At 47.9% G+C, this 22917-nt stretch carries 35 protein-coding genes; 31 read left to right on the forward strand and 4 right to left on the reverse strand.

Going from position 1 to position 22917, the window contains the following annotated elements; all coding sequences use genetic code 11:
- Window positions 1-203 precede the first annotated feature (203 nt).
- The 9 genes from NZD86_RS07090 (at window position 204) to NZD86_RS07130 (ending at window position 6609) form a co-directional block, all read left to right on the forward strand.
- Window positions 204-1514 (forward strand): hypothetical protein, encoded by a 1311-nt coding sequence (locus tag NZD86_RS07090; RefSeq protein ID WP_268045805.1) that lies wholly within the window; start codon window positions 204-206, stop codon window positions 1512-1514.
- The gene (locus NZD86_RS07095; protein WP_268045806.1) at window positions 1514-1816 is read left to right on the forward strand and encodes a hypothetical protein; all 303 of its coding nucleotides are present in this window, start codon (window positions 1514-1516) and stop codon (window positions 1814-1816) included. Before NZD86_RS07090 ends, NZD86_RS07095 begins: the two co-directional genes overlap by 1 nt.
- Before the next feature lie 50 nt (window positions 1817-1866).
- The gene (locus tag NZD86_RS07100; RefSeq protein ID WP_268045807.1) at window positions 1867-2373 is read left to right on the forward strand and encodes a hypothetical protein; all 507 of its coding nucleotides are present in this window, start codon (window positions 1867-1869) and stop codon (window positions 2371-2373) included.
- A 20-nt stretch (window positions 2374-2393) separates the two neighbouring features.
- Window positions 2394-2711, forward strand: coding sequence for a hypothetical protein (locus NZD86_RS07105; RefSeq protein ID WP_268045808.1), 318 nt, complete (start codon window positions 2394-2396; stop codon window positions 2709-2711).
- A gap of 15 nt (window positions 2712-2726) precedes the next feature.
- Window positions 2727-3164: a DUF1003 domain-containing protein gene (locus tag NZD86_RS07110; RefSeq protein WP_268045809.1), complete on the forward strand. Its 438-nt coding sequence runs from the start codon at window positions 2727-2729 to the stop codon at window positions 3162-3164.
- A complete protein-coding gene (locus NZD86_RS07115) occupies window positions 3161-4120 on the forward strand; it encodes a glycoside hydrolase family 25 protein (RefSeq protein WP_268045810.1) in 960 nt (319 codons plus the stop codon). The genes NZD86_RS07110 and NZD86_RS07115 overlap by 4 nt, the downstream gene beginning before the upstream one ends.
- Before the next feature lie 27 nt (window positions 4121-4147).
- On the forward strand, window positions 4148-4660 hold the full coding sequence (locus NZD86_RS07120; RefSeq protein WP_268045812.1) for a hypothetical protein: 513 nt from the start codon (window positions 4148-4150) through the stop codon (window positions 4658-4660).
- A 65-nt stretch (window positions 4661-4725) separates the two neighbouring features.
- Window positions 4726-5283 (forward strand): hypothetical protein, encoded by a 558-nt coding sequence (locus NZD86_RS07125; protein WP_268045813.1) that lies wholly within the window; start codon window positions 4726-4728, stop codon window positions 5281-5283.
- 345 nt (window positions 5284-5628) lie between these two features.
- Complete coding sequence (locus tag NZD86_RS07130; protein WP_268045814.1) at window positions 5629-6609, forward strand: hypothetical protein; 981 nt, start codon at window positions 5629-5631, stop codon at window positions 6607-6609.
- Between the two features lie 250 nt (window positions 6610-6859).
- Here NZD86_RS07130 and NZD86_RS07135 read toward each other — a convergent pair whose 3' ends face one another.
- Window positions 6860-7801: a DUF2971 domain-containing protein gene (locus tag NZD86_RS07135; protein ID WP_268045815.1), complete on the reverse strand. Its 942-nt coding sequence runs from the start codon at window positions 7799-7801 to the stop codon at window positions 6860-6862.
- Window positions 7802-8101: 300 nt separating this feature from the next.
- Between NZD86_RS07135 and NZD86_RS07140 the strand changes: the two genes are divergently transcribed.
- A complete protein-coding gene (locus NZD86_RS07140; protein ID WP_268045817.1) occupies window positions 8102-8260 on the forward strand; it encodes an aspartyl-phosphate phosphatase Spo0E family protein in 159 nt (52 codons plus the stop codon).
- A 376-nt stretch (window positions 8261-8636) separates the two neighbouring features.
- The gene (locus tag NZD86_RS07145) at window positions 8637-9062 is read left to right on the forward strand and encodes an Hsp20/alpha crystallin family protein (protein WP_268045818.1); all 426 of its coding nucleotides are present in this window, start codon (window positions 8637-8639) and stop codon (window positions 9060-9062) included.
- 400 nt (window positions 9063-9462) lie between these two features.
- Here NZD86_RS07145 and NZD86_RS07150 read toward each other — a convergent pair whose 3' ends face one another.
- Window positions 9463-9687, reverse strand: a complete 225-nt coding sequence (locus NZD86_RS07150) for a helix-turn-helix transcriptional regulator (RefSeq protein ID WP_326492642.1) — start codon at window positions 9685-9687, stop codon at window positions 9463-9465.
- Between the two features lie 119 nt (window positions 9688-9806).
- Here NZD86_RS07150 and NZD86_RS07155 point away from each other — a divergent pair, with 119 nt between their 5' ends.
- The 18 genes from NZD86_RS07155 (at window position 9807) to NZD86_RS07240 (ending at window position 19594) form a co-directional block, all read left to right on the forward strand.
- Complete coding sequence (locus NZD86_RS07155; protein WP_268045820.1) at window positions 9807-9998, forward strand: hypothetical protein; 192 nt, start codon at window positions 9807-9809, stop codon at window positions 9996-9998.
- Window positions 9995-10180 carry a hypothetical protein gene (locus NZD86_RS07160; RefSeq protein WP_268045821.1) on the forward strand — a complete coding sequence of 62 codons (186 nt, stop codon included), beginning with the start codon at window positions 9995-9997 and terminating at the stop codon, window positions 10178-10180. Before NZD86_RS07155 ends, NZD86_RS07160 begins: the two co-directional genes overlap by 4 nt.
- Window positions 10181-10319: 139 nt before the next feature.
- Entirely contained in the window at window positions 10320-10511 is a 192-nt protein-coding gene (locus NZD86_RS07165; RefSeq protein ID WP_268045822.1) for a hypothetical protein, read from the forward strand.
- A gap of 129 nt (window positions 10512-10640) precedes the next feature.
- Window positions 10641-10784, forward strand: coding sequence for a hypothetical protein (locus NZD86_RS07170; protein WP_268045823.1), 144 nt, complete (start codon window positions 10641-10643; stop codon window positions 10782-10784).
- A gap of 3 nt (window positions 10785-10787) precedes the next feature.
- Window positions 10788-11069, forward strand: a complete 282-nt coding sequence (locus tag NZD86_RS07175; RefSeq protein ID WP_268045824.1) for a hypothetical protein — start codon at window positions 10788-10790, stop codon at window positions 11067-11069.
- A complete protein-coding gene (locus NZD86_RS07180) occupies window positions 11066-11431 on the forward strand; it encodes a hypothetical protein (RefSeq protein ID WP_268045825.1) in 366 nt (121 codons plus the stop codon). The genes NZD86_RS07175 and NZD86_RS07180 overlap by 4 nt, the downstream gene beginning before the upstream one ends.
- Window positions 11352-12242: an FtsK/SpoIIIE domain-containing protein gene (locus NZD86_RS07185; RefSeq protein ID WP_268045826.1), complete on the forward strand. Its 891-nt coding sequence runs from the start codon at window positions 11352-11354 to the stop codon at window positions 12240-12242. The genes NZD86_RS07180 and NZD86_RS07185 overlap by 80 nt, the downstream gene beginning before the upstream one ends.
- A gap of 4 nt (window positions 12243-12246) precedes the next feature.
- Window positions 12247-12867 (forward strand): hypothetical protein, encoded by a 621-nt coding sequence (locus tag NZD86_RS07190; protein WP_268045827.1) that lies wholly within the window; start codon window positions 12247-12249, stop codon window positions 12865-12867.
- Window positions 12868-12871: 4 nt separating this feature from the next.
- Complete coding sequence (locus tag NZD86_RS07195) at window positions 12872-13081, forward strand: hypothetical protein (protein WP_268045828.1); 210 nt, start codon at window positions 12872-12874, stop codon at window positions 13079-13081.
- Between the two features lie 45 nt (window positions 13082-13126).
- Complete coding sequence (locus NZD86_RS07200; protein ID WP_268045829.1) at window positions 13127-14110, forward strand: hypothetical protein; 984 nt, start codon at window positions 13127-13129, stop codon at window positions 14108-14110.
- 192 nt (window positions 14111-14302) lie between these two features.
- Window positions 14303-14860: a spore coat protein gene (locus NZD86_RS07205; RefSeq protein ID WP_268045830.1), complete on the forward strand. Its 558-nt coding sequence runs from the start codon at window positions 14303-14305 to the stop codon at window positions 14858-14860.
- A gap of 15 nt (window positions 14861-14875) precedes the next feature.
- Window positions 14876-15175: a metal-sulfur cluster assembly factor gene (locus NZD86_RS07210; protein WP_268045831.1), complete on the forward strand. Its 300-nt coding sequence runs from the start codon at window positions 14876-14878 to the stop codon at window positions 15173-15175.
- A 20-nt stretch (window positions 15176-15195) separates the two neighbouring features.
- Window positions 15196-15411, forward strand: coding sequence for a DUF1540 domain-containing protein (locus NZD86_RS07215; RefSeq protein WP_268045832.1), 216 nt, complete (start codon window positions 15196-15198; stop codon window positions 15409-15411).
- Window positions 15412-15670: 259 nt separating this feature from the next.
- Window positions 15671-16096, forward strand: a complete 426-nt coding sequence (locus NZD86_RS07220) for a MarR family winged helix-turn-helix transcriptional regulator (protein ID WP_268045834.1) — start codon at window positions 15671-15673, stop codon at window positions 16094-16096.
- 118 nt (window positions 16097-16214) lie between these two features.
- Window positions 16215-16634: a CoA-binding protein gene (locus NZD86_RS07225; RefSeq protein WP_268045835.1), complete on the forward strand. Its 420-nt coding sequence runs from the start codon at window positions 16215-16217 to the stop codon at window positions 16632-16634.
- Window positions 16635-16910: 276 nt separating this feature from the next.
- Window positions 16911-18260 (forward strand): GrpB family protein, encoded by a 1350-nt coding sequence (locus NZD86_RS07230; protein ID WP_268045836.1) that lies wholly within the window; start codon window positions 16911-16913, stop codon window positions 18258-18260.
- 200 nt (window positions 18261-18460) lie between these two features.
- Window positions 18461-19186: a 3-ketoacyl-ACP reductase gene (locus NZD86_RS07235; protein ID WP_268045837.1), complete on the forward strand. Its 726-nt coding sequence runs from the start codon at window positions 18461-18463 to the stop codon at window positions 19184-19186.
- A 213-nt stretch (window positions 19187-19399) separates the two neighbouring features.
- The gene (locus NZD86_RS07240; protein ID WP_268045838.1) at window positions 19400-19594 is read left to right on the forward strand and encodes a hypothetical protein; all 195 of its coding nucleotides are present in this window, start codon (window positions 19400-19402) and stop codon (window positions 19592-19594) included.
- Window positions 19595-19678: 84 nt separating this feature from the next.
- Here NZD86_RS07240 and NZD86_RS07245 read toward each other — a convergent pair whose 3' ends face one another.
- The gene (locus NZD86_RS07245; RefSeq protein WP_268045839.1) at window positions 19679-19894 is read right to left on the reverse strand and encodes a heavy-metal-associated domain-containing protein; all 216 of its coding nucleotides are present in this window, start codon (window positions 19892-19894) and stop codon (window positions 19679-19681) included.
- A 341-nt stretch (window positions 19895-20235) separates the two neighbouring features.
- On the opposite strand from NZD86_RS07245, the gene NZD86_RS07250 reads away from it, so the two are divergent.
- Window positions 20236-20631: a MarR family transcriptional regulator gene (locus NZD86_RS07250; RefSeq protein WP_268045840.1), complete on the forward strand. Its 396-nt coding sequence runs from the start codon at window positions 20236-20238 to the stop codon at window positions 20629-20631.
- Window positions 20628-22157 carry a DHA2 family efflux MFS transporter permease subunit gene (locus NZD86_RS07255; RefSeq protein ID WP_268045841.1) on the forward strand — a complete coding sequence of 510 codons (1530 nt, stop codon included), beginning with the start codon at window positions 20628-20630 and terminating at the stop codon, window positions 22155-22157. The genes NZD86_RS07250 and NZD86_RS07255 overlap by 4 nt, the downstream gene beginning before the upstream one ends.
- Before the next feature lie 361 nt (window positions 22158-22518).
- Here the strand turns inward: NZD86_RS07255 and NZD86_RS07260 are convergent, their stop codons facing one another.
- Entirely contained in the window at window positions 22519-22707 is a 189-nt protein-coding gene (locus NZD86_RS07260; RefSeq protein ID WP_268045842.1) for an alpha/beta-type small acid-soluble spore protein, read from the reverse strand.
- Window positions 22708-22917: the final 210 nt, after the last annotated feature.

A 22917-nucleotide genomic window follows, 5' to 3' on the forward strand; every position in this document is an offset into this window, starting at 1 on the left:
ATATTTCAGGATAATTTATCTACGGAGTATCCTCAGATGTATTAGTCGATACGGTACGACAATATTTCAACGCAAACAACATCACGTATTCCACATTTAGCTACTCGGATTTACGACCATATCTTTAATTTCAACTAACTGGTGCGTTAGTGCAATATCAAGCCGTCCTTTCGGGGCGGCTTTTTTGACTGGGAGGTGAGATATTGGTACTCGCTTTAGTCGGTTACTCATCATGGAATGATACTGACGGAATGGACGGGTCAACTGGGTACGATAGCACGACTCAATTCGACGGATCGCAAGATGCATCAGTGTTCTGGGATGATTGGATCGCGACACACTTTACGTCTTATGTATCGTCTGGTACTCGCGACTCGAACCCGATCATCCTAGATACGTATGGAACAGTTGAATCCGCGTCTCTCTTGTGGACATCAGATATCCCGGCGGGAACGAATGTCGAAATGAGCATAAGTGTCGACGGCGGCAATACGTTCGTTCCCGTAGCGAACGGCGAATCCATACCGATTATGCTGGGGTCCGCGAGCGGGAAACAAACAGTTATTCGAACGTCTCTTTCTACCACGAATCCGCTTGTCACACCTTCGGTTTCATCAATGACCTTATCAATCGAGAACGAAACTGACATTTTGAATATCGAGTACGTACCACAAGGCGTCTTTATGCTGTCTGCACCTACCACATCATCCAAGGCCGACGGAACCCGAGAAGTGACATTTCAAGGTGACGACAAGTGGCATCAGTTTGATGGTCAACCGCTCGGGACGTTCGCCAATCCGGTAACAATAACAAAGGGAACGAACATCGGAACAGCGATCACGACCTTGGCTCAACAGTTTGGCGAGACCAAGTTCGCGTTTGATGCATGTGACGTGACAGTGCCGTACGACATGACATACCAGCCGGGAGAGGCCGTTGGAAAGGCGATGAAAGATCTAGCGGCCATTCCAGTCTACTCACTGTTTTATGATGTCGACGGTTACCTCCGATTCAGACCAATTAACCAGAACCTAACGACGAGTCCGAGCGTGTGGACCTACGACAAATCGGAATACACGCTTTATGCTGGCGCCGACAAGACGTTTGACGAATCCCAGTTATACAATCGGGTTCTTGTCCTCGGCGGTTCATCTCAGACGGCTACGGTGTCGGCTATCGCGTCTAACGATGACCCGAACAGTCCGATATCCACGGTCAACATCGGCGTGCGCTTGTTTGTCTACAACAACGGATCACCCGATCCGCTCATTACAACTCAGGACTTAGCCCAGGCGCGCGCCGATTACGAACTGCAGCAGCGTGCGCGTATCGTCGAGACGCAGAATTTCACAGCGCTCCCGAACTTCCTGCAAGACGCAGAAGACATCGTGACACTGGTTGATGACTGGACGAGTACCAATGGAAAGTACCAGATTACGAAACTCAATATCCCATTTAAAGCTGGAAACATGATGACGGGTTCAGTATGGCGTGTGACGGGAGTTGGATCATAATGCAGCAACCTCCGATGACGGTCGAACAGTTTTACCGCACTCTGAAACAAAAAGTTAGGGGGTGGTTCGGCGAGTGGCTTAGAGAGGAGGAAGTCTACAACAGCCAAATGTGGATGGATGGAAAGGTGAATGCGGTGGCATCGGATGGACTTCATGCGGACGTGTTTATTAATGCCGCATCGACCGTGACGGCATCGGTTCCAATCGCGAACGGGATCACACTGGCTGTCGGTGACGAGGTGGTTATTCTTAACCGAGCCAAGAAGCGGGACCTCATCATACTTTATAAGAAAGTCATGTAGCCGCTGGCCCTATGGGGCTATTTTTTTATGTCCAATTTAGGGGTGAGGCTATGCAAGTTTGGTGTGAATCAGGGGATGTACTGATCTACTTTAAGCCTGTTAATCTAACCACGCGACTCATCGAATACGGTGAGGAACGAATCGACCCAAACGAAGACAGATATGCATATCACGTCGCCATCGCACTCGGTCGGTATGACAAGGTTGAAGCGAATGGACAAGCAACGGAAATCAACCCAATCGACTATGACCGATGTGAAGTCTTCCGTCCGCCGTATGACCCAGCGAAGTTGCCCGGTGCACTCGCGTGGGCACATAACCAAGTCGGTCGACTATACGGCTGGATCGGCATCATCGACCAAGGCATTCGGGATTTCTCCTGGAGCCTTTTTCATTTGCCGGACTGGTTTGTGAGATGGGCCAATAACCGGTGGCCGTACTGCTCGACGTTGGTACAAGAGATCACTTTACGCGCTGGGTTTGATGGGATTCCGAGTTGGCCGCCTCCTTCGCCGGAGACGGTTTACAAAGCCGTGAAGCAGTGGTCAGTTAAATGAACATGAGTAGGGGTGATCGAGTGGATTTAACAAAACAGGTGAAAGAGAACACAGAAGCAATCAAGGAACTTCAGCGAGCCCAAGAGAGAATTGAACGCGACCACGACAACTTGCTCACGCTCTATAAAACTCAGCAGGCCACGCTCACTGAACTGAAGACGGATGTTAAGTCCGACATCCTAGAGCTTAAAAAGGACTTACGCGACGACATTCAAGACCTCGGTAAACGCCATGACCAAGACGTCCAAGATGCTAAACAGGCATGGCCGAATCGAGCACACCTCGCCGTCGAATGCGTATTGGGAGTCGCAGCCCTCTGGGGGATGTTCCATCACTAAAAAGGGGGCGATGAATTGAATATCATCAACCGCGCCGTCGACTGGTTTGTAGATACTTTCGGCGGCTTTCTCTTTTTGATTCTCTTCAACGGTGTGTCGGTACTTTGGGTAGCCCTCGGCCTCATCGATCCGCATTTCTTTGACCCGTTCCCGTCGAACTTCTACACGCTCACCGTTTCATGGCTGGCAATTAATATGTCCATTCTCATTCTGTGGGCCGAACGACGGAATAAGGCGCGGGAGGAGCGGCAGAAGCAAGTTGACCTACAAAGAGCCGTTAAGGATCGGGAGCAAGCGGAACAGGTGCACCGGATGACGGGAGCCATTCTCAATCTGTCAGAAGGAACACAGAGACTCATCAATGTGCTGATGAAGCATGTAGAGGAAGATGGACATGACTTGGACGAGATCCTTGAGGTTGTGAAGTCGCATGAAAGTGAGGTGGTTAAATGAGTTACAAAATCCTCGACATATCGAGTTTTCAGCCCAACGTCGACTGGGCCAAGGTTAAAACGCAAATTGACGGCGTCTACATCAAAGTCACAGAAGGCGTAACGTGGACGGATCCAACGCTATTGCCGCACATCCAAGGCGCTCGCTCGGTAGGCATACCAGTGGGCGTCTATCATTTTGCTCACCCGGACCACAACAAGGCTGAGGATGAGGCAAAGCATTTCCTGTCCGTCGTTCAGCCGCTCGGTCAGTTTGACTTCCTCCCGGCGCTTGACCTAGAGGAACCGACGTCGACCGGAACGATGACCGCTGACCAAATCGTGGGGTGGGTCCAGGAGTGGGATACGGCGATTCAGGCCTATTGTAACGATGATTTGCTCTACACAGGGCGTTGGTACATCAACAGTTACGACTTGTCGGCACTTACACGGCATCCGCTATGGATCGCCCTGTATGGCCCCAATGCTCCGGTCGCCGCTCCATGGTCGAATTGGACAATGTGGCAAAAGACAGACCAAGCGACGATAGACGGTATCCAGGGCCCCGTCGATATTAGTGATGCTATATCACTAGATCCATTGAAATGGGGGAGTACGATGGCCAGATATCCTTCCGTAACCGCAACGGTGGATGGGAATCCATATTCGGCAATCGCTGTAAACAACCAGGTCTATCTAATTTGGACAGCCATCCGTGACTGCGGGGCAAACATCACGAAGGCAAACTTCAACGATGTGGAGATTGACGGCGAGAAGCCACCACAGGTCACGCAAGACGGCAATACCTACGTAGTTTACACAGCATTACCGAATTTGCAGCCATACACCAAGAATGCGGACGGATCCTTTTCGTTTAGCACGAAGCCTCCAGTCCCAACACCTCAACCTCCAGCATCAACCGGCCCAACGTCGGATGACATACAAAAGGCATTGTCACTTCTTGAACAAGCTACTTAACTTCTCAAAGGATAAGGAGAGATTCGAATGATCGCAGGATTCAATTTGAACGATTTGTACACGGGTGGTATCGCGGTCGCAGGAATCAAAGTCGTGGAATACTCAATCTCGAAGATGAAGAACAAGAAATTGCAAGCGTTGGCGACGGAACTGCTACCTGCAGCCGAACATGAGGCACAGACCCTGTTGAGTTCATCCGCGGCTAAAGCTGTGGAGGCAAAACTACACATCGAACTCAATCACACGGCAGATCAACTCAAGAATTCCGCACTCGCTCAGTGGACGCAAGCTGCACTCCATGGAGCGGGGAAAGCATGGAACGAGTTGAGCCCAGCAGAACAAGGCGCGGCCATTGCGTTTGTGCAGAAACACTTGCCATCGTCAGTGGAAGCGACAGAGAAGGAGATCGCGAAGGCATTCCAAGATGCGCCTCAGCTCGCGCAGATGTTTGCAGGGGATGCCGCATATGTGAAGGCGCAGGAATTGACTGTCCTACTCTCCAAAGCGACTGATAGTGCAGATAATGGACAGTCTTCCTAAAGAACGACGCGCATGATAGGGCGTCGCATAGATAACCATACACATTATGAAAAGGGGGTATTGTTTTGCAGAGAATCCGTGTATGGCTATGTACTGCCTTATTCTGCTTTGGCGTGGTGAGTATGGGAACTGCCATCCATGTACCAAAAGCGTACGCTCAAACGGCTACTGTCAGTGCCAATGTAGAATTCCGAGTCGTGTCGGCAGAAGACTTTAAAGCGCTCCAAGGTGCTCGATTAATCATCATAGATAGGAGTGGGAACGTCCTAACTACTGGATTAACAAACTCTAATGGCGTTTGGTCGGTGCCTCTCAACGTAGATGTCGATCCACGTTTTAAAGACTTAGGAGTCGTAACAGCCATCTGCGTTGCGAATGGACATAATGAAAATGTGGTGTTCGAAGTGCCTGTAAGGCAGGGGACAGTACAGCCTATCACAATGTATCCCATTAGGCCGAGACTTAGAAATGAAGCATCTGCCACACTGGGACAACTGCATCACTTGGATGTCATCAGCATCGTAAATCAATATGCGCAGAAAGTCGGCTTGACACGGCAACCCGCAATAGCAGGTGAGGCTGGGTATGCTCCATGGAGTCCTGCACTAAAGACGGGCCGTTAAACAGAATGCGCGGATCTCCTACAGATAATGGACAAGCTTCGTAAGTCAAGATAGTCTAAGGGCAGGGTTCCCCCTAGAACCCACCTGATTACCTGTCTCCTCGGAGGCAGGAGTTTTTTTGCCTTTGCAATATCTCCTGTCGATAATGGACAGGCTGCTCAACCTGCCGTATCGTAAGCAGTGACCTCCTTGGTCAAACCGGGTGCAAGACGGACAGCCTAGTCCGTCCGCTTGCTTTGACCAATCCGAATTGTGCCAAGCAGGGTTTTATTTTCCATGGTAATATGTACTTTAAAAAGAAGATTAATGATATAAACACCCGAGCCCTGGAATAGGAGTGGTTGTGTGAAGTTGAAAAGAGTAATGGTATCACTTGTTACAATAGCCTCTTTTATTGTAAGTACAGGAACACCGGTTATGGCGAACACGTCAACCAGTTCAGTTACTAGTAGTGCCAATATCGAGGGGTTAAACCTAAGTAAGTTGAAAGGGTTAGTTGCTGTCGATGATTCTGTACTTGGCAGTGCGCCATGGGAGTTTGACGGATCAAAGTGGGTTAAAGTACCCGCGATAAAGGAGTCAATGCCTGACTTTCACCATATTGGTGGAAAACTATATAGCATTGGGCAGAACCAAAGTGACCAGGGTTGTCTATATGTTCTCAATGGGTTGTCTTGGAAAGCAGTTGGAAACCCAGGCCCAAAAAACTCTTCTTTCTTTGGACTGATACAATTAAAAGGGCAATTTTATACTAGTGAATACGACGGTGAGAAGTATGATGGAGTATACGAACTTAAGGGTTCTAAGTGGACTCTTCTTGGTTCTCCGCTTCAATTTCCCAGTACTCCCGTCGTCTATAACAATCATATTTATGTCCATGCCTTAAAAGGTGTATACGAATGGACCGGTTCTAAGTGGTCTCTGATAGGTCACATACCGGACAACGTGAACTATACTGGTGAGCTTGCAGTAGTAAACGGGAAACTGTTGGTGAATGATGGAACACCATATGAGTGGAATGGGAAGGCTTGGAGTGAAGTAGGCCACCTGTTGAACGATAAGGGATGGGGTTCGAACAATCCACTTTCTGCTGGGAATATGATTTCATACAATGGAAAACTAACCGTCGGGACAGAGAACGGTGAACTTTGGCAATGGGACGGTAAATCATGGACTAGCTTACAGACTCCAACTGTTATTAAGTATTTCTACACGGAGAACGTAAACGGGGTTTTGGTTGGTGCCGCTGATACTGGCATTTATGCTTTAAATGGGTCGGATTGGATTCAAATAGGTTCTATAGCTAATTCTTATATTTCATATTAACACCTTTTCAATATGAGGAAGACTACATGAAATAACGCATGTAGCTATTGACAACATACCTCAACATATGCCCTCAGTCTTCGGACTGAGGTCTTTTATGTAGGGAGGAGAAACATCTTGCAACCTACGCTTACAGGTATGTAGGTGCAAGTGTTCCTCACAGTCATTATAACATTTTAGTTTACATAATGCAGGTTGAGGACTTTCCACAATACTTACCGGATGCCCTCAGTCTTCGGACTGGGGGCAGTTATGACCGATATGGAGACTCTGAAGCCATGACCGTTATATCGGAGCGACCTACCGAACGTAAGAAGTATTCGATACTACTTTTGGTCGTATTATTGCGAAGTAGAGGACTAAGCCATATAGCCTTGATCGCGAGACGGTTGAGTGACTTCAGTTCGACGTATGGAATGATTCTATGATTTTTTATTCTAAAATTCTCTGTAAGTTTGTTGTCATCGTCATGTTGATGTAGATAAACATAGCGAATCTCGCTTTCCTCGTAGAAGGTTTGATGTTTCGATATGCATACTAGGATAGACAACGCACTTGCTAATGCCCGGCCCCATAAATCTGTATCTGGAGAATTAGATAGCTGTTCGTACGAAAAGTCGATTAATTGATTAATCACGCCAGTCGAGAATTGATCAGTACCGTATATTACATCTAACAGTGTTAACTCACGTACATGCCGTTTGTTGATCATAACTTCTTGACGTAAAAATGGGGAAAAATCAAATTCTATTGCAACGTCTCCGTATGCTCGCCATTGGCTAAGTGAGTCATTATCACGTGACAAGGATACGACGTAATACTCAACAAAACGAGAACGACCTTGCAAAACGTCGTTTAGGCGGTAGTGGAGATATTCTAAGAATTTCATTTGGTTCGGATCTGGGTTTAACTTTAACCGCTGGTCAACGATATCATTCATTGCCCTCGCGCCGTGAATCAGCTCTTCTGAATCATTTAGATATCTGGCGTCAGATGCCCACAAACAGTCATTTTTGATTATATTCATAAGTCCGTCGAGGCTCGTGTAATGGTAAATAGGCGATTCATATGTATATGACTTGCCGAATGATTTACGTTGCGTTGCAACCGTCTCGTAAGTTAATTCAGATATTTTAATAAATGTCTTAGTCATCAGTTGTAGGTATTGTTGATGAATTTCTGTTCTATCCATGTTATCACTCCAAAAGAATTCTATCTCTCCTCCACACTATACCTCACCATAGCTCCATCCCTCACACATGACCACACCGTCCGCTACCCATATCCCGTACCATGAATTCGTGTGGAATTTTCTAACTTATAAACAATCAAATTGCCTTGTTATATTGAGTTTGGATATATGGGAGCAGTGGAACTGAAAGTGCGTACAAATTGAATAGTTTGTGTCAGACAATAATCGTCAATTATCGACGTCTGTCATGTGATATCTTAGTTCGGGTGTTGAACTATGGCGACAAGGGGATATTTCACAGTGGAAACGACAATAAGTGTCAGCATAATCGAGGAACTGCGTTTTGCAATGATAAACATGGCTGAACAAAAGGGGAGTCTTAGCGACCCGGAAGTGGTCGCAATTAGCCAACAGCTAGATGAGTGGCTTGTTCTGGCCCAGCAGGTGGCGTTGCATTAACTTTTGACTCTTACTACAAATCCCTAGTGGCAGGTCCTTTCCATTCGGTAACCGTCTGAATCCCGTTCGGAACACATGGTCCGATTGATCAACATCATGGACAGCGCCGCAGTGAAGACAAAACATAACACTCATGCTCGGCCACTCCTTTTCCAATATTATACTCGATTCACCCCAAAAATTTCCGTTTTATAATATGATGAATATTCTGTTACTCATCTTATCTCTGTTACATCGTACCTCACTCCTTCAGTTCCATCCACACAGCTCGCTATTTTTTACCTCATAAATGTTCATTGCTTACCATTCACCTTCAGTACATTTTGTCTATGTGGAATGGGAATCATATTGGCAAATTGGCTTAGGAGGCTGTTTTATGGCGCTAATCCCTTATGATCCGTTTAACATTTTTAGACGCGATTTTGGTTCATTCCCTCGTGTATTTGATGAGTGGTTTGACGAACATGCAGTCTCACGGGTGAAAGTAGACGTCAGAGAAACCCAAAGTGAAGTGATTGTGACAGCAGAAATCCCCGGTTTAGAGAAGAAGGAAGACGTTAATATCACTGTCCACGACAACCACTTGCATTTAAGTGGGAAAATTGAACGAACGACTGAAAGTAAAGACGAAAACATTCACCGGTCAGAACGCTTCTACGGACAATTTTCCAGGACGGTACCCTTACCAGCCAACGTGGATGAGACTGGAGCGAAGGCATCCTATAAAAATGGAATTTTAGAGGTTAGGCTGCGAAAGTCGAATAACGAACATCGTCGTCAGATCGACGTGGATTTTCATTAAGTTGTCGTTAGGACGGATATAGCTTCAAGAATTACACACCGCTTCTTGTTTGAGATGCGGTGTAATTTTTTGATCCGACGCAGCACGACTCCGAGGGCGGTAAAGATTAACCTAACTCATGTTGGTCGAGACTGTTTTCCTTGTAACCTCGTACCGCACCATAGCCCCATCCCTTAGTTCCATCCATACATGCCTAGCTTCAATCTCCGCTACCTTCATCTGATTATCCTTCGCCAACTTTTGAATCGCTTCATCCACAGAGTCAGCATCTATAGTTAGCCATGTAGGATATGCCTGTACTGAACCGTCACGTACAACTGCCCAAAAAAATGAATTCCTTTGTGGGTTTGCTCGCTTGGTTATCCTCAGTCATGTGTTACCTCCGTTTGCTCGCGGGCGTTCATTTTTCGTCATCCTCGTGGTACCACACTTCATCTATCCTCAAGTCCAATACCTTCGCTATTCTGAACGCAACCTCTAATGTTGGTATTGCTTTGCCACGAACCAATTTACTCAACGTAGTTTGATCTATGTTGGCCTCGTTCGCTAACCATTTCTGTTTTATCCCACGTGAATCCAGGACATCCTTCAGATTTGTTCGGATCATCTGCATCACCACACACATATTTCTTTGTCCTATCCGTCATTCCTTGTATCACAAAACTTTTTTTATCGGTGTCCGCGCATATCCCCAAGCCCTCTCCACGTATCGTCAATTAACGACACGATGAAAGGTGAGGCGATATGGAGTACGGATCGAAGAAGCGGCACGTATTTTTCAACCTCAATGACCCGACGGAACGCGCTATGTACGAGTTGAGTAAGCGGACGAATTTCAGTGGCCTTGTGAAACAGTACCTTGCCCGGGAGTTGAAGCGGCAGCAGAAACCGCCGGAAGCATCGCTAAAGGTTCAATTGGGTGGTGACAGCAAATGAGCGAGGAAGAGAAGTTGCAGTATGCCGTCCTTTCGGCTATAGGCGAAATGCTTGTCGAGAAGTACGCGATTGGCCGTCTTATGGCGGCTCATATGGCGATTGATGTGTATGAAACGTTCATGACTACCTTGCGTACGGAAGCGGGGCGGCGTGAATGCCACTGTTCATCAAGCCACCTGTAGACGTCGCGCCTGTCAATCTCCACTTATACCTGGAAGCATGTCACAAGGCCGTGAAGTTGCTGAAAGAGACAGGGGTACCTAAAGAGGAGATCCCCGAGAAGATGACACAGGCAATAAAGATCGTAATGGAGTGGATCGGATGACTACCTCAACGGTGTTCGGAGTCATCATAATCCGCATCGTAATGCAAGGCTGGGAACGCCATATCCGTCGCTCTATTTATCCCTACGAGGAGGCGATGCAACGTGTGGCCGCGCCTCATCCTACACATCACAAACAGATTCGTTCGAATCAATCCAGCCGATCCCATGACGCAGTCAAACTTGCATGATGTTGTTCAACTTATTTCGGCGTTGTTGGGAGGGTAATCGCATGGGGGATGACCTATTCGAGGGAAGCGAGGAGTTACCACCAGTCGATTGGGACGAAATCAAGGACACCCGAAAGGAAGGCGAATGAGATGGCGGTCATCATTCCGGCATTGCTCTATGCAATCGGAACACCAGCTGGATGTGCTGCAATCGGTTCAGTCATAGCAGTAACACCGCATGTCGTGACCGGAGTCATTGCCGGGTTAGTTATTCTGCATTCTTTGGGGGAGTGAGTGATGGGGTTGCGTGAAGATTTGGGCACAGCAGGCCAACAGTTACACGACATGGGCAATAGCACGAACTTTAAGAGTCACCTGGTTTTAGGCGATAAAGGGCACTTATCGCAGACTGATATGGATGCTATACACCAACACTTTGAGGCCATTGTTCAAATTCTCGGACGCGCCGGGTTAGACAAAGTTCATATGATGCAATTCTTCGACGGCCTAATACAAAACTGGTGGATCGACGTGAGTGTGCGTGTCGTCCAGACCATTGTGGAGTGGTTGCCCATATGAGCGAGAGCAAACTTACAGCCGAAAGTTTAGCCGTTCATGGTCTTTGCGCTTTCATCGCTTATAAGGGTCTTGAAAAAATTTGCGACGCGATGAGTGGCTTTGCAGTCGACGGGAATGGTTACACAGGAGCGCTATTGACGAACGTGTCTGGCTGGATAGGCACTAACGGATTCGTAACGATATGCTGCGCGTTATGTGCAGTGCCACTCATCATTAAGTTAGCGGGAACGATTCGGCGTAAGTATACCAAGCATCATAATGAATTTGGAGGTTCTAACTGGTATGACGAATACATCCGTGGGTTGGAGCATCCCGATAGGAAAGACGCGGTACAACAAGACCGTGTATCACAACATAAATAAGATCCCACACGCCAAAGTGGCTGGAGCAACTGGTTCGGGTAAAACTGAATTTCTCCGTTACCTCGTGACTTACATGTGCATGCGATATTCTCCTAAGCAATTAGAATTTATCATTATCGACTTGAAGAATGGAGTGAGCTTCGCTCCATTTCAGTGGTTCCCTCACGTGCGCGGCATTTTTAAGACTGTTCCCGAAGCAGTCAAAGCGGTTAAAGAAGCGTATCAGACCATGGTTGAACGTCTAATTGAAGTCGAAAGGTTACGCGCTGTATTCCGTCGTGAACCCGTTTACTCGCGGCTAATTGTTCTCATCGATGAAGGTGGCGAACTATCACCGGCATTCGCAGTTACTGAAGAAGATAAGGAAATGCGCAAGACAGCGATGCACTATCTCTCAAGCATTGCACGCATTGGTCGGGAACCACGAGTGAACATCATTTATGGCACGCAGCGGCCAGATGCCGACACGTTACCCGTTGCTATTCGCGGTCAGTTAGAAGGTGTCTTTTGCTTCCGTACAGAGAACGAACTCGACAGCAAAATTGTGCTTAGACATGAAGGTGCAGAGAAACTTAGATGGATACCTGGGCGGTATTTGTATAAGTCACCGCTCGTAAAACACGACATTGAGATCCAGTCACCATATGTCCCAGAGAGAGTCCTTAAACGACTTATCGAGCCGCTCATCCCCTCTAATACGTTCTACGATATACCTCGTGACGAGGTGAGGTTCAAAGACGAGCAGATGGAACAGGGTGATGACGACATCGGCTTGGATAATGTGATAAGGATAGGTGATTGGGGGGAGTAGACGAGTGCCAACTTTCTTTAATGATACTCTTCTTCTTTTTTCCGTTACCTTGGCGGCATGTGCGCGGCTGTTCACGACGCGGCAACTTGCGACCCATCCCTATCTTCGCGACCGTTCGCAACCCGTGATGCGAGCTCAGCAGTTCTTGTGGTCGCATTCAGACACATTCGAAAAGACGAAAGGAGCGGGAGATGAACCGTGGTTATGGAGACTCACAAGCGAAGCAAAACGAAGGTATGGATTCAACTTCAAAAGTGTATCCGGCGACACGCAACGGCGGCTACATTGGTTAGGTATTGGTGACCTATGGCTTGCATTGACATATGCCGGAGGCCGACCGAACGAGTGGATAGCAGAACCGCGTGGACAGTTCGACGTCATGCTCGAATGGCAAAAGAAAAAGGCCGTCGTCGAGTATCAACGAACGGCCATCACCGCTAAACAATGGGCGGCGAAGTGGGAGCGAAGGCGGTTGTGGTACAAAGAGCAAAAGTTTCCTGACCCCGTTCATGTAGTCCTTATTGTAACCACAGGTCAGAGTGATAAAACCATACAGGCCCCTAAAGGTACGATTGTGTGCCGCGACGTGAAAGACGTTCCGCGTGCGCTTATGAGAGTGAGGTGATCTTATGCTTGAGAAACAGTTTGCTGAATTCCTTACCACACAAATGCACGCTAAAGTGGATCTGCTATCTCGTGAAGTTGAACACCCGGCAGTTCGTGAATTGAAGACGTATGTGGATCAACTGGAGAATGTGTTCAAAGCAATCTTAAGCGAGCAACAGAACGTATCAAAGCCGCGTGCGCGACGCAAAACAACAGAGAGCGGAGCTGTTTAGCCTCCGCTCTTTTTCCTTGTGTTTTATTTCGTTACTATAATGACCATGATGGTCGGTCCAATGCTCATGCCCATTGCGGTTCGCGCAGGGCTGCCGATTATCGGTGTCGCCATGACGATGAATCTGTTTGGTCACGGCATCGCCTTGTCTGGTGACTTTATCATCCAAGGTGCACCGAAGTTGACGAGTTCAGCTGCCGGTGTAACCGTTGGCCAAATCCTTCATGCGAGTATTCCCCTCGTTATAACCACAGGTGTCCTTGCCACAGTCATCGGCTATTGGAGATTGCGGCGTGATATGAAGCGCGGAGCCGTAGAAGTTCCGAAGAAGCTGGAATTCAAACAGGAAAAAGAGGTTTCCACTGCTGCAAGGATTTCGGCAGTGCTTGTTCCGGTTGTGCTTTTGGCCACCATTGTCACGACCATAGCGATGGGGCTGAAAGGTGGGGACGCCACGGCATTTATAGGTGGTGTGAGTTTCCTCCTGTTTATCGTGATCGCGTTTTTGGAGCATAAACAACACGCTCATAAGGCGGCCATGAGGTACGTACAAGACGGGTTTACGTTTTCCATGAAAATCTTTGCCCCTGTCATTCCGATTGCTGGATTTTTCTTCATGGGCTCTCCTGACGTTGCTCCGCAAATTCTAGGTAAAGGCGCTCCAGGCTATCTATTCGATCTCGGCAGAGCACTCGCCGCACACGTTCCGCTTTCAATGGTGACGGTCGCCATCATTGTCGTGTTGGTCGGCATCATTGCTGGGCTGGATGGGTCCGGCTTTTCTGGCTTGGTGCTTGTGGGCACGCTGGCGCAGGCACTTGGCACGCCCATTGGTGCGAACATTGCTGTTCTCGCGGCCTTGGGCCAAATGGGCTCCGTTTGGAGCGGCGGCGGAACGCTCGTTCCGTGGGGGGTACTCGATGTGGCCGGTGTCACAGGGGTTGATCCGGAGCACCTGACAAGACGGAACTTCATACCCGTCGTTGTCGGTTTAGCGGGAGCAACCGTGGTTGCGATTCTCATGATGTAGATTTGAGGATCACTATATCTCCTATGTTCAGAGATTTTTTATTTCGGGAACAGCCATCGCGCTGTTCCTTTTTTATTGGTTTTTCGGCCACATGTGCCCACGCATATGAGTGAGATCCCGAGGAGATTTTACTGGTGCATCATACTACATCGAGTGTCGCTTGTGTTTAAAAATGGGAAGGGGCATGCAGGTATGAACTCGTTAATGATTCATGAAACGACCGAACTGAATGAACTTCTCATGAGTTGTACGAACAGTATTAACTCAATGGGATTGTTTCTCAGTCAAGTCCAGTGCCAAGAATTGAAGTCCATCATTGAAAAGCACATGAAGGGGCACATTCAAGATTACAACATGAAAGTAGAGTGGGCTACGAAGGGCACCTCTCATGACACGCTAGACGTGCCCACAATGCCACCAGCCGTGAGAATGACCGGAGTGGCAGATATGCAGAAGACCACTCCGAATCCGAACACGACAAAGTTGGACGATAGGGCGATAGCGACATCGTATTTATTGACACTAAAACGAGCCGGTAGGGAATACGCGTGGGCCACATTTGAATGTGCAAACCCTGAACTCAGGAAGTTCCTGGAGGATGCCTTTACGATGTGTTCGCGCCACGCTTATGAAGTGAGCGGGTATATGATCAGAAAAGGCTACTATCCTATACAGGAAGCTCCAAACACGTACGTACAGGAACTATCGGGAACGTATGAGTCCGTTCAAAACAGCGGTTTTGTCCACTGAGAAGGGGTGTACCGCATGGTCGACCTGAACAAGGTTCGCGATGAACTCAAGACAGTCATCGACCCCGAAATTGGGGTGAACATAGTTGACCTGGGACTCATTTACGACATTTCGGAACCGAAACCGGGGCAGGTTAACATTAAAATGACGTTAACTACACCTGAGTGCCCACTACACGAAGGTTTTCTGGACGCAGTGGAAGGGGCAGCTGTACATGTTACAGGAGTGGAATACGTCAAAGTGGACGTTGTCTTTGATCCGCCATGGAATCCAGACATGATGAACCAGGAAACCCGTCACGCGTTAGGAATTTGACGAAATGAGGGGGCGACGACATGTCGGTTGATGTAAAGTGTAGCGTTTCGAACTGTTACTTTTGGAAAGATGACAATAACTGCGGTGCGCCGGCCATTATGGTGACGGTGGACCAACAGGCGAACGCGAGGTTCAATGAGGAAATAGCGGATGAAATTATGGTCGATTTAGAGAGCCAGGAGTCGGCCAGTAGCTCCCTGCATACGTGCTGTCACACATTCCGTAAACGATCTTAACCAAGTATAAAAGCACAACGGTTGTACATTGTAACGGTGTACCATCCCCCGGACTTCATGATGGTACAGGCCTCGCTTCACGGCGAGGTCTTTCTTTTTGTCTGTCCGGCAAGGAAACTTGCTCATGATTAGAGAATTGTTTTCCGTAGAATGTCGAAAATGAATGGACAGACACAGGAATTGAATGGCAGTTGTGAAGGAGGGGTAAGCGCTGCCACTCTGGGAGAACCGATTAACGAATAAAAAAGTCGCAGCACTGATGCGCTCATTTCGACAGGTCCATCGCGCCATGTTTCACCTAATGCGGGTTGAAGCGGATACACTAGGCTTGACGCCCGTTCAAATAATGGTGATTCACGCCATCAAGGAAGAGCCAAATATTAGTTTGAATGAGCTGGCGGATCGATTGCAAATGGGATGTAGTACTGTAAGCGGTGTGGTCAAACGGTTGGTTGAAGCAAAAATTCTTGAACGCGAGCGGGTTGAGGAAGATCAACGAACAATTGCCATGCGTTTAACCGACAAGGGACAGGATCTGGAGGAGCAAGCGTACGGAGACGATTCTTTGATCTCGCAGGCCGTCTTAAGATTCCTCGAGTTGCCAGATGACGATTTGGACCGATTACTCCAAATACACCAGCGACTTATCGATATATTGCGTGGAGAAACGGATCGAAAGTCGTGAACACGCCCCGAATGTCGCATAACATTTTATCCCCTTCCATCCCGTCGTTCGAAGATTTGATTCGTCGCGATAATGGAATACTAAAGCGGGATCGACTTAACGGGAAGGGGAATTGCGTGTGAATGTATCCGATGAAACGTTGGCAGATCTGATGAGCAATGCACGTGTTATCGCTTCCGTCGGCGTGGTTTCAAATCCTTTGACAACAGGGTATCGCGTGGCTGAATACCAGCAGTCACAAGGTTACAAGGTGATCGGGGTGAACCATGACAAAGACATGATTCTCGGTCATCCAACTGTTCATTCGGTTACTGATATCGGTGAGCCTGTGGATATTGTGAATGTTCTCGCACACCCAAGCGAAATTGCTCAAGTCGCAGACGCGGCCATTCAGTCGGGGGCTAAAGCTCTGTGGCTAGAACCTGGAATAGAGAATAAGGAAGCGGAAGAACGAGCCATGCAGGCTGGATTAACAGTCGTATCAAACCGATCGTTCGAACGAGAACACCGGCGACTGCTGGCGGATAAAGATTTCTAAACGGACAATACCGCTCGGGTAAGGCGAAGTTACAAGCGCTTCCTCGCCCGAGCGGAACTGCTTTAGCCTCACATGCACTCCCAACGTTCGAGGAGATTCCCTCCGTCATTTACCCCGGAGCATTGTGTGCTATTACTTTCATATGGTTCCGTTAATTTGTTAACATGCCACGAGTAAACGCGGATGACTCAGTTCTTACCTTATATTTGGTTTTGATCTTTTCGCGTTTTATGTTACAAGAGGGGATAGCTTATTTCTCCAGGAGGACAGAAACGAATGACTCGCTGGACAACCATTCCGGTTCACCTTGCGAAAGACCTGCGTCCATGGCAGGTTGTTTACATGATATGCTTTGCAGTCTTTGGAACGTTTGCGAATTTATACGTCGGTCCACCAACACTGGAGCAGGTATTTAGTTTGGTGTACCTCCTTATCAGTGCGGCGTCTTTATTTATCGTATTACCGAATTTCCGAAGAGTCCTATTTCGCAAGTACGATCCGCTTCGAACTCACCGATTTTCGGGTGCGCCCGTAGCCCTTACTGGTACGCGCATATACTTGTACATTCTTATTCCCATGTGCTTCGTTGCCGTCCTGCAGACGTTTAGTGCGATCAGTAGTTCGTTTTTGCAGTTTGACCAAACGAATGTCTCTTCGCAGCCTCAGGTACAGGACTATATCACCCCTGTCCTTGCGGGAATGGAAGAGGTTTGGCGTTGGTGCATGATCGGGACGGTCATTGTCATTGGACGAATGATATGCCGTCGGTGGTGGTCTATTCCGTCAGTGCGGGGAACAATTTTTACCATTGCCGTGATTGCGAGTTCCCTCGGCTTTGGTTCGGGGCACATTATGGAATTTACGTCGCATCGTTTTCGAGCACTTCTTTTGTTTAGCGGCCTCGGTGCAATCTTGGCACTCATGACGGTTATTACGGGCCGTATTCTGCTCGTTATGTGCGTACATATTGCCTATGACTTGTGGGTGACAGTGCTGAGTACGGTTGGCGGCAATGACGTGGTGCTCGGCATCATTCTTTATATCGCGCTCTTGTTGGCTCCTCTCGCAACAATTATTTGGAGAAAGCGATTGTTTCGGTGGGTAGCGGATCGAGAAGATGTCGTGAGATTAGAGCCGTACAATGAAAGCTGGCCTGGGATGTACGCGGAGGAAGCGGAACAGTTGCAAACTGTCTTTCGACGTCGCAAGCCATTCCAAATGAACCACATTGGCAGCACTGCGGTGCCTGGAATGGTTGCGAATGCTTGCATCGATATCCAAGTCGGCTTACAGCGGCCGAAGCTGCGTGGCCGCGAACGGCGCCATCTTGAGCGTATTGGCTATGAGGTTATCGGTACAAGAGGGGTATTCGGGCGTCTTCTCTTACGTAAGGGATCAACACCGCCAATACACCTTCACATTGTCGAGGCATATGGCCCCTTGGCCCACTCCAACATACGCATTCGGGATTATTTACGTGTTCATCCAGACGATGCAATGTCGTTTGGTGACGCGAAGGTGCAGATCGTTCAGGATGGTGTAACGGATTTGCCTAGTTATACAAATAAAAAGAAGCCGCTATTTAAGTGGCTAATCCATGCTACATATTCAGACACAACGTTATAGTGGGGGGAAAGGGAGAGTAGGGTGTTCGTCGTCTAACGTGCACCCTACTCTGTGCTTATTCCCTAGTATTGCCCAACATGCGCGAGGATATACTTGGTTTGTTGAAAATTGTTCGAGAGGAAGTTACAGCCTGATTCTTTGATTTAGCGTCCTCGTTGTGGATATACTTTGAGCTGTCAGATTGCAAGGAGGAGTTGTCGGTGTCGACAAAGTTACAGGGAAAGAACGCCCTAATCACTGGTGCAGGAAAAGGTATTGGTAGAGCAATAGCGGAACAGTTGGCGTCTGAGGGTGTCAATTTGGGCCTCATCTCCAGGACGTCAGCAGACTTGGAAAGCCTGGCCGGATCCATCCGCGAAAAGTACAACGTGAAGGCTAGCGTCGCGATCGCGGACGTTGGAGACCGGAAACAAGTTGAAACAGCTGTCAATCAGATATCTCACGAGCTTGGGAACATTGATATTCTCATTAACAACGCAGGAACGGCGAAATTTGGAACAGTCATCGACATGGATGTTGAAGAGTGGGAACAGATGATTCGAGTGAACCTGCTTGGTACATATTACGTGACTCGAGCGGTCCTGCCGGGTATGATGGACCAAAATTATGGTGACATCATAAACGTGAGTTCCACAGCTGGTGAACGAGGAGCCGCCACAACGTCGGCCTATTCGGCTTCCAAGTTCGGTGTTATGGGTTTCTCGGAATCACTGATGCAAGAAGTGCGTAAAAACAACATTCGTGTTGTGGCGCTGGCGCCGAGCACGGTGAATACAGATCTCGCGAAGGCTGCCGGACTAAAGATTGGCGATGAAGATCGACAAATGCAGCCTAGTGATATCGCTGAGCTGGTGCTATCCATCTTGTCGTTGCCTCAGCGGGTCGTCGTCAAAAATGCCAGTATCATTATGACGAATCCTCAATAGCCGTTCGTAAGAAAAGGGGGGCCGTCCCACACTAGAAATGTGTTGGACGGCCCATTTTTTGTTCCTCATCTATCTATGTACTGAATCATACATCCTCTCGACTGAGTTTTTGCAGTGATAATGCTGCAAATTCCGATAGAATAAATTCGGAAAGAGCGGGGACAATAGGCATAAGAAACCGTACTGGGACTGACCATTGGAGGAGGAATGAAGATGGATGTGAATCGGATAGGTGACGAGCAAGAAGGCACGGAAAGTCCACAGGACGCGATGGATGAATCGTCAGGTCTGGATATCACACAGGAACAGATCCGAGATGTTTATTTCGCCGGCACGAGCGATGGAATCATGTTCCTCGAAGATGGTCAGACAGTGAAACTCGATGAAACGGAACCGGACAACCGCTGAAGATAACGGTTGTGAAGATTGACCGTTCTAGCTGGAGTGATAACGAAGGCGCCCGACAAATCGGGCGCCTTTAGCTCATATCACTCAGTGAACATCGCAATTGGATTGCTCAATTGTTGAGCGGATGATCGAACTGCTCGTTTGATCATCGTCGTAAGTAATGGTTGTGATTTGGTCAAACAGGTCAACGTCGAAGTTTTCCACACCTTGAACACTGTGCAATGCGTTTGAAACAGAGTTCGCACAGTTGGCACAGGTGACACCCTCCAGGGTGATGGTCGAGATCGTCATAGTCGTCATCCTTCCATACTCAAGTGCTCCGCAATTGTCGTCGTTAGCGTTCCTCAAATGCGAACGAAACTTACGGCGCGTTTGACTTCTGGCAGTAAACTCGTGATTACCATATTTTTGATCATCGCGCCCGCCACAAATTATTCACCCCTCTCTACTTGAATTTCCTCAATTCGGTAGTATGATGTATTTTGTTGTGATATTTCGTATACGAAGTTTTCATGTTACGAAATATTTCGATGTGAAGAATTACTTGAGAAGGAGAATGAACACTGAAAGGATCGGACGAAGTATCCTCAAGCGCGAGAGTAACAGAATTAGTCCGTTCATTTCGTGAAGTAAATCGGTCCATGGCAAACTTGATGCGCATTCAGGCAGACAAGTTGGATCTGACCCCAGTCCAGATCATGATCCTACGTATTTTGGAAGAAAAGCCAAACTTGTCACTAAGTGAGCTTTCCGAACGCGTTCAATTGGGCTGCAGTACAGTGAGTGTTGTTGTGAAACGCCTTGTTGAAGATGGCGTACTTGAACGTGAACGTTTGGAACAGGACCAACGGACGGTTGCCATTCGTTTGACAGACAAGGGTCGGGAGTTAAACAAGCAGGCGTTTGGTGAGGACTCCTTGCTAACGTTAGCCCTTCAGCGATTTGTTCGTCTGCCCGAGAAACATATAGATACACTCTTGGCATTACACAGAGAACTAAATGCAATTCTCAGTACGGAGGGAGAGTTACCAGAATGAATAATGTGGAATCATCCACCAACTCATCTGTTCGAGTTGGACCTATTTTCGGGGTTATGATTGCTGGGGCATTCGTTGCCTTTTTAAACCAAACTTTGATTAACGTTGCATTACCGCAGATTATGGAACGACTCCAAATATCAGCAACGACGGCGGACTGGCTTACAACCATCTTTATGTTGGTCAACGGGATCGTCATTCCCATTACCGCATTCCTGATAGAGCGATTTACAACCAGACAATTGTATACCGCGTCGATGGGATTGTTTACCTTGGGAACGCTGGTCTGTGGGATAGCTCCGAATTTTGGAGTCATCCTCGTCGGGCGGGTCGTGCAGGCTGCAGGTGCGGGTATTCTCTTTCCCTTGGTTACCAACGTCATTTTTACACTGTTTCCAGCGGAACGTCGCGGGATGGCAATGGGGATTTTTGGCGTTGCTATCAACTTCGCTCCCGCTATTGGACCGACATTGTCGGGCTGGGTTGTTCAGAGTCACTCATGGCGTGTCTTGTTTTTCATCATTTTCCCAATCGCACTGATTGATGTCATTGTCGCTTTATTCCTCGTCAAGAATGTTTCAGAAACAAGTCGTCCAAAGCTGGATACTTTGGGTGTTATCCTTTCAACCGTCGGGTTTGGCGGACTATTGTACGGTTTTGCTATGGCTGGCACAAAAGGGTGGGGCAGTACAGATGTCCTAACATTTTTCATTGCCGGTGGCGTAGCCATCGCCCTTTTCCTGTGGAGACAGATGGTTGTGGGACACCCCATTCTCGAGTTTCGTATTTTCCGGTACAAAATGTTTTCACTAACGACGGTAATCAATGTTGTCGTTACGATGGCCATGTTTGCTGGCATGATTTTGATGCCCATTTATATGCAAACCGTTCGTGGTTTTTCGCCTATCTTGTCTGGGTTGATGCTGTTACCGGGTGGAATTATCATGGGTATCATGTCGCCAATCACCGGACGATTGTTCGATAAAATCGGTGCAAGATGGCTGTCCGTTGTGGGCCTGGCCATCACAGTGCTGACCACCTATGCCCTGGCGCGACTGCAGGTCAACACAAGCTTTACGTATGTAACGGTTGTTTATACTGCACGGATGTTCGGAATGTCTATTTTGATGATGCCGATATTTACAGCCGGGCTGAATGAATTGCCGCTGACCTTAAATCGATATGGTACGGCGATGGTGAATACCCTGCGGATGATGGCAGGCGCAATGGGTATGGCATTCTTTGTATCGATCATGACGAACAGAGCAAAAACACACACCCAGGACTTGATGCTGAAGGAACACGTTGCTTCAACGGACAAAGTCCACATGATGATTGCAGCGAACCACGGTATGGTAATGGCCATCAACGATGCGTTCTTTGTTGCAACAACTTTAAGCTTGTTCGCATTCGCTCTGTCTTTCTTCATTCGCAAGACTTCTCCCATGGAGGACACGATTTCAAATCGGCCGCGTAAGGCACGGGTTTCCCGTTCTGCCCATCATAGTCTTGCGATCGAGAAATGAACTTAACGTACATCAAATCGGCCATTGAGGTACGCTTTGTCCCTCCATTTTTGCAGAAAAAAACCAGTCACTTAGACTGGTCGGCATGTCTTTGTTGCTGTGTTGAGTTTCTCAGGATAAATTTTTCAGTGGCTTCCGTTTGCACATGGAATCGCTTGTCTTTTTGCACGTTATCCGGACCACTCAAGGCAATAGTCATGTCGTTTAGCGGTTTGGTGTGCTTATTCGATGTCATTGTGTACCACGCTCCTCACCGTTTAGGATGATGCCGATACTTAGACATTATGAAGGGACTTTTTTCATCCAGGAGCGGTTCAAAGCTGAAGCGGGCTGCCCATGATGGACAGCCCACTTCTTTTGCTTACTTTCCGGAAAGTGATTGTTCCGCGAATGCTACTAAACGCTTGGTGATCTCACCGCCAACTGAGCCATTCTGGCGAGCTGTGGTCTCTGCACCCAATTGGACACCAAACTCGGATGCAATTTCGTATTTCATTTGCTCTAGCGCACGTGCCGCGTTTGAGACCAGCTTTTGATTGTTATTCGTCATACAAAGTTCCTCCTTAAAATTGGATTCACAGATATATTGTCAATGACCAACGCGTTTTATTCGTGCTTTGTAGACAACATTCGACAGATTCGTTGAGGTTCGACAAGCTGTTCAACGTTTGCGATTCTGACACGTCTCAGTGTGTCGGTGGCGGGTTATAATCAAAATGTGGACAATCGATGCGACTCACATTTGAAATGGCACAAAAGA

The organism is Alicyclobacillus dauci (genome assembly GCF_026651605.1).
Taxonomy (GTDB): domain Bacteria; phylum Bacillota; class Bacilli; order Alicyclobacillales; family Alicyclobacillaceae; genus Alicyclobacillus; species Alicyclobacillus dauci.

What these genes read in the sequence shown, in the direction of transcription:
- NZD86_RS07095 (WP_268045806.1), top strand. Translation starts at nt 1,514, where the DNA reads ATGCAGCAACCTCCGATGACGGTCGAACAGTTTTACCGCACTCTGAAA.
- NZD86_RS07100 (WP_268045807.1), top strand. Translation starts at nt 1,867, where the DNA reads ATGCAAGTTTGGTGTGAATCAGGGGATGTACTGATCTACTTTAAGCCT.
- NZD86_RS07115 (WP_268045810.1), top strand. Translation starts at nt 3,161, where the DNA reads ATGAGTTACAAAATCCTCGACATATCGAGTTTTCAGCCCAACGTCGAC.
- NZD86_RS07120 (WP_268045812.1), top strand. Translation starts at nt 4,148, where the DNA reads ATGATCGCAGGATTCAATTTGAACGATTTGTACACGGGTGGTATCGCG.
- NZD86_RS07135 (WP_268045815.1), bottom strand. Translation starts at nt 7,801, where the DNA reads ATGGATAGAACAGAAATTCATCAACAATACCTACAACTGATGACTAAG.
- NZD86_RS07145 (WP_268045818.1), top strand. Translation starts at nt 8,637, where the DNA reads ATGGCGCTAATCCCTTATGATCCGTTTAACATTTTTAGACGCGATTTT.
- NZD86_RS07150 (WP_326492642.1), bottom strand. Translation starts at nt 9,687, where the DNA reads ATGTGTGTGGTGATGCAGATGATCCGAACAAATCTGAAGGATGTCCTG.
- NZD86_RS07155 (WP_268045820.1), top strand. Translation starts at nt 9,807, where the DNA reads ATGGAGTACGGATCGAAGAAGCGGCACGTATTTTTCAACCTCAATGAC.
- NZD86_RS07160 (WP_268045821.1), top strand. Translation starts at nt 9,995, where the DNA reads ATGAGCGAGGAAGAGAAGTTGCAGTATGCCGTCCTTTCGGCTATAGGC.
- NZD86_RS07165 (WP_268045822.1), top strand. Translation starts at nt 10,320, where the DNA reads ATGACTACCTCAACGGTGTTCGGAGTCATCATAATCCGCATCGTAATG.
- NZD86_RS07170 (WP_268045823.1), top strand. Translation starts at nt 10,641, where the DNA reads ATGGCGGTCATCATTCCGGCATTGCTCTATGCAATCGGAACACCAGCT.
- NZD86_RS07175 (WP_268045824.1), top strand. Translation starts at nt 10,788, where the DNA reads ATGGGGTTGCGTGAAGATTTGGGCACAGCAGGCCAACAGTTACACGAC.
- NZD86_RS07180 (WP_268045825.1), top strand. Translation starts at nt 11,066, where the DNA reads ATGAGCGAGAGCAAACTTACAGCCGAAAGTTTAGCCGTTCATGGTCTT.
- NZD86_RS07185 (WP_268045826.1), top strand. Translation starts at nt 11,352, where the DNA reads ATGACGAATACATCCGTGGGTTGGAGCATCCCGATAGGAAAGACGCGG.
- NZD86_RS07195 (WP_268045828.1), top strand. Translation starts at nt 12,872, where the DNA reads ATGCTTGAGAAACAGTTTGCTGAATTCCTTACCACACAAATGCACGCT.
- NZD86_RS07200 (WP_268045829.1), top strand. Translation starts at nt 13,127, where the DNA reads ATGATGGTCGGTCCAATGCTCATGCCCATTGCGGTTCGCGCAGGGCTG.
- NZD86_RS07205 (WP_268045830.1), top strand. Translation starts at nt 14,303, where the DNA reads ATGAACTCGTTAATGATTCATGAAACGACCGAACTGAATGAACTTCTC.
- NZD86_RS07210 (WP_268045831.1), top strand. Translation starts at nt 14,876, where the DNA reads ATGGTCGACCTGAACAAGGTTCGCGATGAACTCAAGACAGTCATCGAC.
- NZD86_RS07215 (WP_268045832.1), top strand. Translation starts at nt 15,196, where the DNA reads ATGTCGGTTGATGTAAAGTGTAGCGTTTCGAACTGTTACTTTTGGAAA.
- NZD86_RS07220 (WP_268045834.1), top strand. Translation starts at nt 15,671, where the DNA reads ATGCGCTCATTTCGACAGGTCCATCGCGCCATGTTTCACCTAATGCGG.
- NZD86_RS07230 (WP_268045836.1), top strand. Translation starts at nt 16,911, where the DNA reads ATGACTCGCTGGACAACCATTCCGGTTCACCTTGCGAAAGACCTGCGT.
- NZD86_RS07240 (WP_268045838.1), top strand. Translation starts at nt 19,400, where the DNA reads ATGGATGTGAATCGGATAGGTGACGAGCAAGAAGGCACGGAAAGTCCA.
- NZD86_RS07245 (WP_268045839.1), bottom strand. Translation starts at nt 19,894, where the DNA reads ATGACGACTATGACGATCTCGACCATCACCCTGGAGGGTGTCACCTGT.
- NZD86_RS07250 (WP_268045840.1), top strand. Translation starts at nt 20,236, where the DNA reads ATGGCAAACTTGATGCGCATTCAGGCAGACAAGTTGGATCTGACCCCA.
- NZD86_RS07255 (WP_268045841.1), top strand. Translation starts at nt 20,628, where the DNA reads ATGAATAATGTGGAATCATCCACCAACTCATCTGTTCGAGTTGGACCT.
- NZD86_RS07260 (WP_268045842.1), bottom strand. Translation starts at nt 22,707, where the DNA reads ATGACGAATAACAATCAAAAGCTGGTCTCAAACGCGGCACGTGCGCTA.